A 13,991-nucleotide genomic window follows, 5' to 3' on the forward strand; every position below is an offset into this window, starting at 1 on the left:
AAGGTTTCAAGTCTTTACATTTGAAATAGTACCTGTGATGTTTAAAATAAGTAATGAATAAGTATTAATATTAAAATGGAGAATAAATATTAATATGACAAGTAAAAACATTAATTTTCCAAGTAATTCTTTGTTTTTCAAGCAATTAAATCTTTCGGATTTTAACTTTGAAAAACCTTACAAAAAATTTTATAAAAAGTACTTTTAAAAAATCGTAATGAGGATTTAACAAATAATCAACTGTTAAAATTTATTGAAACAACTTTTAACTATGCAAAAATGTGCTTAAATACTTATTCTAATTATTTTAGCAATCATTTATACACACAACCTGTTTTATTCACTATTTTAGCACTTAAAAATTTTATACTAAAAAGCACATTTCGTGAATATAACTCAATTTTTTACAGTTATCTGACCAATATAATTAAATATTTGCGGATAAAAAAGGTCCCACATTACACCACAATCCAAAAATTCTTCCAAAAACTCCCATCTGGTACTTTAAGAAAAATCAACCAATTAATATTATCTCAACATGGTATAAGTGGAGAAATAATAGCCCTTGATGGATCATGGATTCACCAACGATTATGCTGACAAATATTATGCAATAATACGAGCTAAAGAACGAAAAAGCTATGTTAAAAACCATAATTGCAATAGACATAAAAACTCTTTTAATCCTAAATTATGCAACTCAAAGAGGACCTAGAAGTGACACCAAGTTCGCAATCAATTCTATAAAACAAACCAAAAAAAATATCATCCACATTTACATATTAGCAGACATGAGCATACGACACAGAACCCATAAGAAAATGTATAAACGAATACACTGGAGCTTTCGACCATAATACCAATAAAAACCAGAGCCAAAAAAGGACACTACAGACTCAACAGCATATCCATCTTCAGACCCAAAATATACAGACTAAGAAGCAATGTAGAAGGAGTATTCAGCGTAATAAAAAGACTATTCAACGGAACAAACCGAAGCCGAACACTAAAACTATCAAACAAAGAAACAAAACTCAAAAACCTAATCTACAACATCCACAGATCAACACAACTACCAAAAAAATAGGGTTTCTACAAAGCCTATTTTTAAGAAAGATTTCCTTATAAAAGTTTTAGAAGAAGATATGATGAATGAGGAATCTTCCCATGATTTTGGTAAAGACATTATACCTAAACTTGTAAAAGAAGATCGTAAAGTTTATGCTTGTCCATTTGAAGGTTACTGGGTTGATGTTGGTACTATTCCTAATTACTATGATGTGAGTATGGACTTATTAAACCCAGATTCCAAAATATGGGAAATGAATTGGGATATGAAAATTTTAAGTTCACTAACCCCCTCATACATTGATGATTCTGCAAATGTTAAAAGATCATTAGTAAGTAATGGAGGTGCTATTAAGGGTAAAGTTTCTAATTCTATCCTATCTGATGATGTTTATATTGAAGAAGGTGCAATAGTTGAAGATTCTATTTTAATGGGTGGGGGTGAAAATTAAAAAAGGTTGTCATGTGAAAAAGGCTATTATAAGTGAAAATCTTACTGTAAATGAAAATCTTGGAGATGGGAAAGAGATTATACTTGTAAATTAATAAAATAAAAGATTTAACTAAATGATTGATAAATATAAAATTTATAATGGTGAAATCAATGGAGTTTAAAAAAGATTACATAATTTATATACTTTTAGCAGTGATTATTGTAATAGGTGCAGTGTATATTTCAGGTACTGTTTTTAGTTTATTTGATCCACAAAGCAGTGCTACTGGAACCTTACATAATTCAACCATAGTGGTTAAAGAAAAATTTATTAAATCTAATCCAGAAACAGGTGAAGATCAATACTTAATTGCTGATACTAATAATCATGTTTATATGGATATAGATAATAAAAATTTTAATAAAACAAATAGTACGGATATTTATGTTCAAGCTGAAGCTGGAGGAACTTATAATATAACGACTGTAGGTATAAGAAACTCAACACTCTCGGAATATCCAAATATTATAAGTTTAACTAAGATTTCCTAAAAAAATCTTAGTTATCCTTTAAAATCTTATTCTATTTTTTTTTATATGGATGTGATTGTTTTAATATTATCTTCTTGGATGGTGCAAGTTTCAACTTGTGTTCTGAAACTATAATAGCACTCATTTTCAAAGTAATAAATACTTTTAATATTTTTTAAGAATATTTCCCCATTAATAAATAAGGTTATTGGTGTTTTAAACCGTATTAACTTATAAGTTTGTCCATTTTCCACACCAATTCCTGTATGATGGACTGGTAATTCTTTTTTCAATTCTTTAGGTAACATTATTTAAAATACTCCCCTATATCATTTTTTTTATATGATTTTTTCTTTAGGATAAGCTACTATTTCTTCTTTCTTATACATTCTCCGAGTTTTAGGATTAGATTCAATTGCAAAATATTTACTTGAATCTTTGCCATGTTCTGGATAAATCTTATTTTTCAACCAATACTTTTTTAATTCCGGAGGGTTCATACCAATATTCCAGTAAGATTCATCAGGCACGAAACCTGTTTCTTCTTTTATGTGTTCTAATGTTTCCTCTTTATACTTTAAAGGTCTTGCAGTAATTAAGATTACATAATTATTTTTTACTGCTTTTATTAATCCTTCTTCATATTCTTGTTTATGGATTCTTTCAGGATAAGGTCCACTAGATGTTCTACTATTACTGATTAATGTATAATTTAGGTCAAGTAAGATTATTTTATCTTCTGGTACTTCTATTTTAATACTAATTCACTTCCCCTTAATTTTTTTTAGTATAATATTGTATATAGTTTATTTTATTATAAAAACTTTTATTAATAATAATTTTATAAGTAATAATATATATTTAATATGTTAAAGGTGTAAAAAGTGGACGCAAAACAAATAAACTTACTAAAATTCATGCAAGCAGATTATCAATTATACATTCCAATTTTCCAAAGAAAATACTCATGGAATATAAGTCAATGCAACCAACTATTTAATGATATATTAACTGTTGGTCGATTAAACGACAATACAACCCATTTTATTGGTTCAGTAGTCTACATGAGAAACAATTCAGACTTCGCAGATGTAATAACCCAAAGAATGATAATCGATGGACAACAAAGACTAACAACAGTAACAATACTAATAAGCGCCCTAGCCTTATACTTAAAAGAACACCCCTTAGGTGAAGATAAATTAAACTACACAGATTTGTTGGTGTATTATTTAACAAATAGTCATGCACATGGAGAAAACAAATACAAACTCATCTTAACAAATAAAGATAAAGACACTATTATAAAAATCATTGACAATATCTCCTCTAGTGATGTTTTAACATTTAATCTTAATGATTCTAAAAAAATTAAGGATAATTTCACCTTCTTTAGAAACAATATTACAAAAGACAATGTAAAAATCATATTAAACGGTTTAAAAAGATTAAATATAATACAAATATCACTTGAACAGTACCGTGACAACCCACAATTAATCTATGAAAGCTTAAACAGTACAGGATTAGAATTAACCAAATCAGACCTAATCAGAAACTATGTACTAATGAGCTTCCCACCAGAAGAACAAGACGAAATATATAATAAATACTGGGTAAGTATGGAAAAAGGATTTGAAGGAACTAATTTCTTTGATAAATTCATACGTGACTACTTAACAGTGAAAACCAATCATATTCCTGGTATGGGTAATGTTTATAATGAGTTTAAATCTTATAATTATGAACAAGATGATATGCTAAATTTATTAAAAGATTTAAACAATTATAGTAAATACTATTTCGCAGTAGCCTTCGGTAAAGATGAAGAACCAGAAATACAAGATGCCCTTAAAGAATTCAACCAATTAAAAGCACAAGTCAGTTACCCCTTCCTCTTAGAAGTTTATAAAGACTATACAGAATTGAAAATTACAAAAAACGATTTAATAACTGTAATTAAATTAATTGAATCCTACATTTTCAGAAGATTAATCTGTGGATTACCAACTAGTTCACTTAGTAAACCATTTGCTTCATTATATAAAAGTTTGAATCCTGATGATATTGTTACAAGTTTAGAAGCACAATTATTATTAATGGATGCAGGTAAAAGATTTCCCGAAAATAATGAAGTTAAAACCAATTTCAAAAAACGTGACCTATATCATTCTAAAAACATATTATACCTTTTAAGTAATCTTGAATCATATAAACATCCAAAGAATTATTTAAACTTCTCCAATTACACAATAGAACATATAATGCCACAAAACCAAAATATTTCAGATGAATGGAAAGAAAGCTTAGGAGAAAACTATGAAGCAATTCATGATAAATATATACACACAATAGGAAACTTAACACTTACTGCTTATAACTCCTCATTAAGCGATTCTTCATTTAAGCATAAACAAAACATGGAAAATGGGTTTAAAGACAGTCCATTATTCTTAAACCATTATATTGCACAAGTTGATGATTGGAATGAAGAAGAAATAAAACAAAGAGCAGAAACACTATCTAATCTAGCACTAGAAATATGGCCATACCCCAAAGTCAATGAAGAAACATTAAAAAAATATTCAAAAAAGAATAAAGAAAATAATAAATTAACCCTAGATAACTATCCTCGGTTAGAGTTTTCAAGAAACTTATTTAATACTTTAAATAAGGAAATTTTAAGTTTAGGGAAAGATGTGAAATTAAACCTAACAAAATCTTATATTTCATATAAAATCACCAGTAATTTTGTTTATATAAAACCACAATCTGATTCATCATTACTTGTACATTTAATAAAACCATTTGACACAATAGAAGATCCAAAAAAGATAGGCAAAGATATAACAAAGTTCAATTTAAATGGGAATATCACTTTTAGTTTTAGAATTTACTCTTTAAATGATATAGATTATGCAATGAGTTTAATAAAACAATCCTATGATTATTTAAAATCAGTTAAAAAATAATTTAGTTTTTTTAGTAAATACTTATACTGGGGAAGTGAAAAATAATCCTGAAGGTCACTATGACTTAGCTGGAAATTATTATGCACCAGGTGAAGGCCAATAAAATATATTTTTCCTATATTTTTATATTTTTTTCAGTTTTTAACTAAGAATCATTTTTCCCATTTTTTAAAAAAATGTATATATATTTAAAGTTATACTATTATTTAGGCTTTGTAGAAACCCTATTTTTTTGGTAGTTGTGTTGATCTGTGGATGTTGTAGATTAGGTTTTTGAGTTTTGTTTCTTTGTTTGATAGTTTTAGTGTTCGGCTTCGGTTTGTTCCGTTAAATAGTCTTTTGATTACGCTGAATACTCCTTCTACATTGCTTCTTAGACTGTATATTTTGGGTCTGAAGATGGATATGCTGTTAAGTCTGTAATGTCCTTTTTTGGCTCCTGGTTTTAATTGGTATTATGGTCAAAAGCTCCAGTGTATTCGTTTATACATTTTCTTATGGGGTTCTGTGTCGTATGCTCATGTCTGCTAATATGTTAATGATGGGTGATATTTTTTTTGTTTGTCTTATGGAATTGATTGCGAACTTGGTGTCACTTCTAGGTCCTCTTTGAGTTGCATAATTGAGGATTAAACGAGTTTTTATGTCTATTGCGATATGGTTTTTAACATAGCTTTTTCGTTTCTTTGGCTCGTATTATTGCATAATATTTGTCAGCATAATCGTTGGTGAATCCATGATCCATCAAGGGCTATTATTTCTCCACTTATATCATGTTGAGATAATATTAAATTTGGTTGATTTTTCTTAAAGTACCAGATGGTAGTTTATTGTGAAGAATTTTTGGATTGTGGTGTAGTGTGGGACCTTTTTTATCCGTAAATATTTAATTATATTGGTCATGATAATTGTAAAAATTGAGTTATATTCACGATATGTGCTTTTTGTATAAATTTTAAGTGCTAAAATAGTGAATAAAACATGGTTGTGTGTATAAATGATTGCTAAAATAATTAGAATAAGTATTTAAACTTATTTTTGCATAGTTAAATGTGGTTTCAATGAAATTTTAACAGTTGATTATTTGTTAAATCTTCATTATGATTTTTTAAATGTCCTTTTTTATAAAATTTTTTGCAGGTTTTTCAAAGTTAAAATCCGAAAGATTATAATTGCTTAGAAAACAAAGAATTACTTGGAGAATGGATGTTTTTAATGGTCATATTAATATTTATTCTCCATTTTAATATTAATACTTATTCTTTACTTATTTTAAATATCATAGGTACTATTTCAAGTGTAAAGACTTGAAACCTTCTTAAAACTTCTTAAAACTAAATTAAAAGAAATCGAAAAAACAAAAACATCAAGGTACAATTTCAATTGAAAAAAAATTAGAAAAAAAATAAAGGGTTTCTACAAAACCATTTTTTTAGAATTTAGCTAGATATGTGCTAATTGCCCTACATACTTTTTTTTTATATGAGGATTTAAATTCTTTAAATATTTAAAGACTAATTTTTTTTAAGCTTATAAATTTTTTTTAAAAAAAACAGTTAAAATGTTTTTATTTTGATTTAAAAAGAGTAATTATTTGTAATTTAAGAGGTTTGTTTTCTCTTAAATTACTTTAATGATTTTTTTAGGTTTAATTTTAATTTTTATTCGAGGTGAGTTTTATGCCAGCAGTTTTCTGTCATTTCAAAGTCACCAGAATCTTTGTTCATGAAGGTTCTTTTTTCATCAATTAATGTTTGTAAATTACTTTGTGCTTCTTGATATTTTTTATCATCATCTGTTTTAAGTAATGTTTTTCTTGCAATTTTAATTTCCTTATTGATTTCTTTTAAGTCTCTCATTTAATTCACGTCCATATTATTGAATATTTTTTTATATCAATTACCTAAATTAATATTTAATTATATATTTAGTGTTTTTAAATAAATAAAGTTTACTATTTAAACCTTATTTTATTCCAGTTTTTATTTTTTTAAAACTATTAAGTTTAAATATAAAATCTTATTAATTATAAAAGAAATATTAAGTATTATGATTAAATATTTATAAATTTATTTTTACATTATTCATTAAAAAACTTAATAAACCTAAATTATGGGGGGGTTTTATTTACTATGTTAAGGGTTAAGATTCAGGAAACTAATGGGGAATTTGAAAAGGAATTTAATTTAAACACCACCAAATCTGATTTTTATTATAATAAGATTCCTAATACTTCTTATGTTTTACCTAATTTTTCTTATAAATCTTTACTGGATCAATTGAATATTTCAGTTGATATTTTAAAACCTTATAATGATGGTGAAGATTTCATATTCTTATATGCTTCTAATGTTTGGGAGAAACTTAAGATTCCAAATGATTTTATTGTTTCTAAACGTTTCAAATTAATCGTTTGTGATAATGGTATTGGTTTACCTCATGATTTAGATATTAATAGTACTAAGAGTTTAGGTATGACTATTTTGCAGAGTTTAACTAAGCAAATTGATGGTGAGTTAATTAATCTTAAACCTGATAAAGGTACAGCTATTATGATTAAATTTCCAATTTAATGGAAAGATTTATATAAATATGAAGGAGGATAATTATATATTATGAAGTGTTCAAGATGTGGATTTGAAAATCCTGATGGATTAGATTATTGTAAACGTTGTGGTAAAAGTTTAAATAATCCTGTTAGTGATAATCGTAGAAATATTTCTAATAGTAAACATCCAGAGAATGTTTCAAATCCAAATAAAAAGGATAATAGTATTTATTATATGGTTGGTATTGGTTTAATTGTTGTTTTATTGATTGGTGCTGCTGTTGCTTTATCATTTAATAATCCCGGTACTAATAGTACTAATAATAGTACTGCTTCTCCAAGTAAAGGGCTTGTTCCTTACACTAATCATGTTACTGGTTCTGGTGTAAGTCAAGAGGATAATAATGATGGGGAAAATCTTACTAGTCCTGTGAATGATTCTAGTATTCAGGAAAATGTGAGTTCTATGGTTAATGATACTACTAATTCTAGTGTTGCTTCAATATTTAGGGAGGAGAATGATTCTAATTCTTTGAAGAATAATATTGTGCAAGGTGTGAATGATTCATTAAGTAGTAGTAATGTTAATGTTGATGATTTAGCTGGTTTAGTTGAAAGTGCTCCTTCTGGTTTTACTAGTGTTGATACTGGTGATGCTAATATTAGTACTGATGATGTTACTTATTTATTAGCTAGTAATATTTTAGATCATTCTAGTTCTAGTGATACTAGTAGTGTTAGTGGTGATTCTAATATGATTACTAGTAGTGAGTATGATAATATGGCTAGTGAGGTTGTTAATTCTATTCAGGAAAATGGGAATGTTCCAAGTAGTGTGGAGTTTGGTGATAATGGTGCTTCTTTAAGTCATGATGAGTATGTTAAATTATTTGCATATATTGTTTCTCATGGTTTTCCAAGTGAAGTGGATTTAAATAATATTTAAATGAGGGGAATTTATTTTTTTTTAATTTCCTTCACCTTTTTTTATACTCTTTTAAATTAAACTTAACACAGTTTAACTTATACTTGCACTTGTTAAGTATAAGTTTTTTAAATCATATCCTTATTATTTTACAATGGTAATGTTTATTTTAAAGTTTAAAACTTAAGAATATACATGTAACTTATATCATTTGATTAAAACGTGTGAAAGTACCAACCTTACGACCAGTTTTAACAAGATCATAAACCATTTCCATATCCTCATAAATCCATTTAAAATATCTTAAAAGAATAATATCCCGATTATCTGTATACTTAGTTTCTAAATAATCAACAATACCATTTAATTCTTCAAATTCTTCTTCAAAATAAATATCCTCATCCTTTAAAATCACAGTATTAATATTAGTAAAGAAATTATCAAATAAATTTAAAGCCTTCTCAAACTTAAAATCACGGTTAGTACGGAAAATATAACGTTTAAGACTTAAAAAATTTCCATGAATCTGATTAAGAGAACTTGATAATTCAATAAATAAATCTATATCCTCACTTATATCTGCGTATTCTTCACTAATACGATCTATACTTCCACTCATACGTAAATTATTATCATGAATAAGTTTATTATCTAATAATAAATCCTCTTCATTTTCATTTAGGATGTGGATGATTAAATTTTTATTAAATTCAATTTTATTTGCAATTAAAATACTTAAATTATTCTTAGTCACATTAGGTAAAATAAACATTCCAACAATAAAACTAATAAGGGCTCCAATTGCTGTTCCGAAAATACGATACATTGCCTGAGATACTAATAAATTTGAGGGTTGGATGAAAACTACCATCATCATTGCAAAAAATATTCCAATACTATAATTATTCTGCATATATGCATAAAAAAGACTCATAGTTATAACTGCTAAAACTGGGATTAAATAAGATAAGTTAAAGTTTAAAAGAATTATAGCTATTAAGGTTGCAAGTGCACTACCTGCAAGTGTTGCAATTATTCTTTTTATTACTGTTATTTTTGTAAATTTTGCATCAGGTTTCATTGTAAAGAAACTACTAATAGTAGCTGCATACTGTATTATTCCTCCAGTTAATATATCAAAGATAAATGATAAATTAGTGGCGATTGCAAATCTTATACCGTAGCGGACATTAATATTTTTTAAGGTTAAATTATCTTTTAGGTTTGTCCATGTACTTTCATCATCATTTTCAGGTAATGGTATATTTTCTTCTGTGTATGCACCTGTTAAGGCTAGGTTTAATTTTTGAAATGTTTTTAAGTAGGTGTGTATAGATTTTTTAACATTTAATGATTCGGGTTTTGTATCTTTTATTTGATTTATATCCTCAACGATTCTTCGTAAATGTTTTAAATTTAATATTAAACCTTTATCATTGTTTTCTATTATTGCGGTGCTTATTAAGTCTTGTAGTTTATCTACTTCTTTTATGAAATTTTTAAAGTATACCATGTTTTCTTTGCTTATATCATCTTTAACGTATTGGAGGTTGAAACGTGATATCATTAGACTCATAGCTAAGTGTATGAGTGTGAATGTGTAATCTGATTGGTCTGCTTTTAATATTAATGTACGATTTTTTATGAATTTATCATATTTAATTTTAGGAGAGTATAGTTCTGCTAAGATTTTCCTTTTTGTAGGGTCATGTCTTAAGATTTTGATTATTATTGTTGGAATGGTTTCAAGGAAAATGGCGAATGCTCCTATTGTTCCACAGTATAGGGCTAAGTGTATTATGTGTAATGGGCGTGTTGTGCTTGTTATGTTTAGGACATTAGTTAGTACGATGTTTAAGCTTATGAAGTAGGTAAACATTGTAAATAGTCCAATGGTCCGATTTAAGCCTCCTTTTATGCTCATTATTATAAAGAAGATTAACCATATTATGAAAAATAGTATTGCGATGAAGGTGTTTAGGGTGGCGAATGTTGCTGTAAAGACTGCTAAGCCTCCACAGATGGTCATTATTATTGCATGGTGGGTTAATGTTTTTACAGGGTATGGTGTGTTGACTAGTAGGCCCATTAGTATGCTTGTTATTATGAATAGGTATATTAGTTGGGGAAATAAGAGGTAAGCTATTGTGCAGGATAGGGTTAATCCTAGTAGCATATTAATCATTTTTGACCAGTTTGGCCTTTTTTCTGATTTTATTAGTCTTTTTATCCGGTTTTTGTATGTTATTTTTTCCATTTTAAATATTTTTATTTATGTTTTTTATTGTTTTTATATAATTCTTAATCTTTTTGTGGTGGGGTTATCTTTATATACTAGAATTGTAATATATTTATTACATATGTAATGTATTTTTTACAAATGTAAAATTTTTATTACATATACCCTAAATTTCACCTAAAAAAAAGGAAGTGCCACAAAAAATGACAAAATACATAATAGAAACCACCCAACTAACAAAAAAATATAAAAAAACCACCGTAGTAAACAACATAAACATGAAAATAGAAAAAGGAAAAATCTATGCATTACTCGGAAGAAACGGAGCAGGAAAAACCACAACAATGTGCATGCTCCTAAACCTAATAAAACCAACTAGTGGACAAATACACATATTTAACAAAAACACACAAAACCACCAAAAAGAAATCTACAAAAAAATAGGATCCATAATAGAAACACCAGGATTCTATGAAAACCTCACAGCAAAAGAAAACCTAAAAATATTTACAAAAATCAGAGGAGACTACAATGAAAAACAAATACAAAAAGTCCTAGAAATAGTAAACCTCAAAGAAGAAAATAAAAAATATAAACAATACTCACTAGGAATGAAACAAAGACTAGGAATAGCAGCAGCAATAATCCACAAACCAGAACTCCTAATCCTAGACGAACCAATAAACGGTTTAGACCCAGTAAGCATACGGGAAATACGAAAACTACTACAAAAATTAGTAAAAAAATACAATTTAACAATCCTCATAAGCAGCCACATACTAAATGAAATCGAACACCTAGCAGACGTAATCGGAGTAATGGATCATGGAGAATTAATACAAGAAATCACACGTGAAGACCTACATGAAAAAACCAATAAAAAACTATTAATCGAAGTAGATAATAAAGACTTAGCTAAAAAAATTTTAACAAATAAAGGATTAACAGAAAATATAGACTACAAAATAAAAGATGAAATAGAATTATACAACCACTTCAACGATAGAAGCACCTTAAATAAAGAATTCATAAACAATGGAATAAATGTAAACCGATTATCCCTTGAAGAGGAAAACTTAGAAGAATACTTCACAAATTTAATAGGAGAAATATAAAAATGTTAACAAATTTTATTGAAATGGAATTTTTAAAACTAAAAAGAAGTAAAATATTTCTAGTAACCCTACTTGGATGCTTAATTATACCATTTTTATTATCAGGAGAATTTCTATATATGCAATCACAAGGTAATCAATTACTATTTGATTTATTCTTAAGCGAATCAAATCTTTATTTCTTAAGTATGTTTGGAGTAGTACTCTTTGCAGTAATAGCTAATCACCTATTTACACGTGAGTATAATGAACACACACTTAAATCAATATTAACTTTACCTGTTTCTAAAACTAAATATTTAACTGGTAAGTTTTCAATGTACCTACTATGGATATTAATATTATCAATCTTCACTTTCCTCTCAAGTTCATTATGTTTTATCCTACTTGGAGGAGATGGATTTACCTGGACAATATTCTTTAAAATGTTTAAAGAATTAATATTTGGAAGCATATTACTTTATCTTGCAATGTCACCATTAGTATTTTTAAGTATTCTAATGAAAAATTCAGTATTCATAATGATTGCAAGTGCAGGTATAGTGTTTGGAAACATGTTAGTATATGGTAAAGTTTTCGCACCATTATTCCCATGGATATCACCATTTATAATATCTGCAGGGAAATTAGGAGAATACACCTATGGAACCATAACACCATCATTAATAATCCTAGCCACATTCATTATAGGAGTTTTTATTACCTGGTTATACACTTATAAAAGCGACGTACCATTATAAAAACTTTCCATTCTCTCTTTTTTTTTTATTGATTATATGATGGATGATCATTTTGAATATATTTTAAAATAATTACTAGTGCAAATAACATTAAAATTACTTGTATTAAGAAGCTTATATTTATCCCATAACAGTCTACATTTCCGTTTAAACTGAAAAAGGTTACTATTGCTACTAGTATGTTTGTTCCAAGTGCTCCTGTGATTTGTCTTAAACTGTTTAGGATTGCGGTTCCATGACTATAATCGGACCGTGGGAATGGATCTACTCCATAAGCTTGAAGTGGTGTTATAAGGAAACTTAAACCTATCATACGGAAACAGTAAACTATAGTGATTAGGACTAAATTACTGTTCATGTTAAAAAAGACAAAAGGTAGTGTTCCTATTATAATAAAAACAAAACCAAGTAGACTACTTGTTCTTGCACCATAATCATCTTGGAATTGTCCAGCTTTAGGGTTTACAAGAGCATGTAAAATACTTCCAGGCAGTAAGATTAAACCTGAAGTTATAGCGCTTAATCCTCTTGCAGATTGAATATATAATGGTACAAGTAAGGTTCCACTCATCATTAAAATATAACTTAAACAAACAACAATAGTACTTGCAGCGAAAACATTACATTTAAATAATTCTAATTTTAATAAAGGAATACTTGCATGTAATTGTCTATGGGAGAATAAAAGTAGGAATATTAATCCAATAATGATAGGAGGTAATGATAAAAGGTTTTCTAATCCAATATTTACTGCATTAGTTACACCATACATTATAAGAGTAAAACCTAAACCATACATAATTACAGATAAGAAATCCATTTTCACAGGATATTTCTCTTTAATATTCTTTAATTCCACACTACCTATAATGAATAATATAATAGCTATTACTGAGAGGATGCTGAATATTGCTCTCCAATCAAAGAAATCCACAATAAATCCACTAAATGTTGGTCCGAATGCTGGTCCTGCACCTACAACTAAACCCATATAACCAAAAGCTTTACCATGATCCTCTAATGGGAAATAATATAAAATAACAACTTGTGATAATGGATATAGGATTCCTGTTCCTGTTGCTTGTATTATCCGTGAAATTAAAAGTACATTGAAGTTAGGTGCAAAAAAAGCTAAAATACAACCAATAATGAATAATCCTAAAGCACCCATAAATACATGTTTAGTATTATACCTGTTAATTATAAAAGCACTTACACAGGTAACTAAACCTAATATAACAATGTAGATTGTAGTTAACCATTGGCCTGTAGTAGCATTTATACTGAAATCACTCATAATATTAGGTAGTGCACTTGTAAGTAAACTTTGACCAAGTGAACCCATAAAACCAGCAGTTAATAATATAATAAGTACTAAATTTCGTCTGTTTTTAAAAAATTCCATAAAATATCTAATTAG

The 13,991-nt window shown here is 27.5% G+C and carries 13 protein-coding genes; 8 read left to right on the top strand and 5 right to left on the bottom strand.

Features of this window, described 5'->3' with window-relative positions; all coding sequences use genetic code 11:
• Positions 1-435: 435 nt before the first annotated feature.
• From ACA135_RS03845 to ACA135_RS03855, 3 genes are all read left to right on the top strand, one after another.
• Positions 436-600 carry a hypothetical protein gene (locus ACA135_RS03845; protein ID WP_409198978.1) on the top strand — a complete coding sequence of 55 codons (165 nt, stop codon included), beginning with the start codon at positions 436-438 and terminating at the stop codon, positions 598-600.
• Positions 601-1,103: 503 nt separating this feature from the next.
• Positions 1,104-1,520: a sugar phosphate nucleotidyltransferase gene (locus tag ACA135_RS03850; protein WP_409199085.1), complete on the top strand. Its 417-nt coding sequence runs from the start codon at positions 1,104-1,106 to the stop codon at positions 1,518-1,520.
• Between the two features lie 152 nt (positions 1,521-1,672).
• Complete coding sequence (locus tag ACA135_RS03855; RefSeq protein WP_409198979.1) at positions 1,673-2,053, top strand: hypothetical protein; 381 nt, start codon at positions 1,673-1,675, stop codon at positions 2,051-2,053.
• A gap of 41 nt (positions 2,054-2,094) precedes the next feature.
• Here ACA135_RS03855 and ACA135_RS03860 read toward each other — a convergent pair whose 3' ends face one another.
• Positions 2,095-2,340 carry a hypothetical protein gene (locus ACA135_RS03860; protein ID WP_409198980.1) on the bottom strand — a complete coding sequence of 82 codons (246 nt, stop codon included), beginning with the start codon at positions 2,338-2,340 and terminating at the stop codon, positions 2,095-2,097.
• Between the two features lie 30 nt (positions 2,341-2,370).
• Positions 2,371-2,562 (bottom strand): hypothetical protein, encoded by a 192-nt coding sequence (locus tag ACA135_RS03865; RefSeq protein WP_409198981.1) that lies wholly within the window; start codon positions 2,560-2,562, stop codon positions 2,371-2,373.
• Between the two features lie 354 nt (positions 2,563-2,916).
• Here ACA135_RS03865 and ACA135_RS03870 point away from each other — a divergent pair, with 354 nt between their 5' ends.
• Complete coding sequence (locus ACA135_RS03870) at positions 2,917-5,004, top strand: DUF262 domain-containing protein (RefSeq protein ID WP_409198982.1); 2,088 nt, start codon at positions 2,917-2,919, stop codon at positions 5,002-5,004.
• Between the two features lie 1,661 nt (positions 5,005-6,665).
• Here the strand turns inward: ACA135_RS03870 and ACA135_RS03875 are convergent.
• A complete protein-coding gene (locus ACA135_RS03875) occupies positions 6,666-6,863 on the bottom strand; it encodes a hypothetical protein (protein WP_409198983.1) in 198 nt (65 codons plus the stop codon).
• A gap of 273 nt (positions 6,864-7,136) precedes the next feature.
• On the opposite strand from ACA135_RS03875, the gene ACA135_RS03880 reads away from it, so the two are divergent.
• Positions 7,137-7,577 carry a hypothetical protein gene (locus ACA135_RS03880; protein ID WP_409198984.1) on the top strand — a complete coding sequence of 147 codons (441 nt, stop codon included), beginning with the start codon at positions 7,137-7,139 and terminating at the stop codon, positions 7,575-7,577.
• A gap of 42 nt (positions 7,578-7,619) precedes the next feature.
• Positions 7,620-8,498 (top strand): hypothetical protein, encoded by an 879-nt coding sequence (locus ACA135_RS03885; protein ID WP_409198985.1) that lies wholly within the window; start codon positions 7,620-7,622, stop codon positions 8,496-8,498.
• A 181-nt stretch (positions 8,499-8,679) separates the two neighbouring features.
• On the opposite strand, the gene ACA135_RS03890 is transcribed toward ACA135_RS03885, so the two are convergent.
• Positions 8,680-10,662 carry an FUSC family protein gene (locus ACA135_RS03890; protein ID WP_409198986.1) on the bottom strand — a complete coding sequence of 661 codons (1,983 nt, stop codon included), beginning with the start codon at positions 10,660-10,662 and terminating at the stop codon, positions 8,680-8,682.
• A gap of 257 nt (positions 10,663-10,919) precedes the next feature.
• Here ACA135_RS03890 and ACA135_RS03895 point away from each other — a divergent pair, with 257 nt between their 5' ends.
• Both ACA135_RS03895 and ACA135_RS03900 read left to right on the top strand, forming a co-directional pair.
• Entirely contained in the window at positions 10,920-11,831 is a 912-nt protein-coding gene (locus ACA135_RS03895) for an ABC transporter ATP-binding protein (protein ID WP_409198987.1), read from the top strand.
• 2 nt (positions 11,832-11,833) lie between these two features.
• Complete coding sequence (locus ACA135_RS03900; RefSeq protein WP_409198988.1) at positions 11,834-12,571, top strand: ABC transporter permease; 738 nt, start codon at positions 11,834-11,836, stop codon at positions 12,569-12,571.
• 25 nt (positions 12,572-12,596) lie between these two features.
• Here the strand turns inward: ACA135_RS03900 and ACA135_RS03905 are convergent, their stop codons facing one another.
• On the bottom strand, positions 12,597-13,976 hold the full coding sequence (locus tag ACA135_RS03905) for a DHA2 family efflux MFS transporter permease subunit (protein WP_409198989.1): 1,380 nt from the start codon (positions 13,974-13,976) through the stop codon (positions 12,597-12,599).
• Positions 13,977-13,991: the final 15 nt, after the last annotated feature.

This window comes from Methanobrevibacter acididurans (assembly GCF_046197875.1).
Taxonomy (GTDB): domain Archaea; phylum Methanobacteriota; class Methanobacteria; order Methanobacteriales; family Methanobacteriaceae; genus Methanobrevibacter_A; species Methanobrevibacter_A acididurans.

Coding starts and splice junctions, on each gene's coding strand:
- ACA135_RS03855 (WP_409198979.1), top strand. CDS start 1,673: ATGGAGTTTAAAAAAGATTACATAATTTATATACTTTTAGCAGTGATT.
- ACA135_RS03860 (WP_409198980.1), bottom strand. CDS start 2,340: ATGTTACCTAAAGAATTGAAAAAAGAATTACCAGTCCATCATACAGGA.
- ACA135_RS03875 (WP_409198983.1), bottom strand. CDS start 6,863: ATGAGAGACTTAAAAGAAATCAATAAGGAAATTAAAATTGCAAGAAAA.
- ACA135_RS03880 (WP_409198984.1), top strand. CDS start 7,137: ATGTTAAGGGTTAAGATTCAGGAAACTAATGGGGAATTTGAAAAGGAA.
- ACA135_RS03885 (WP_409198985.1), top strand. CDS start 7,620: ATGAAGTGTTCAAGATGTGGATTTGAAAATCCTGATGGATTAGATTAT.
- ACA135_RS03890 (WP_409198986.1), bottom strand. CDS start 10,662: ATGATTAATATGCTACTAGGATTAACCCTATCCTGCACAATAGCTTAC.
- ACA135_RS03895 (WP_409198987.1), top strand. CDS start 10,920: ATGACAAAATACATAATAGAAACCACCCAACTAACAAAAAAATATAAA.
- ACA135_RS03900 (WP_409198988.1), top strand. CDS start 11,834: ATGTTAACAAATTTTATTGAAATGGAATTTTTAAAACTAAAAAGAAGT.
- ACA135_RS03905 (WP_409198989.1), bottom strand. CDS start 13,976: ATGGAATTTTTTAAAAACAGACGAAATTTAGTACTTATTATATTATTA.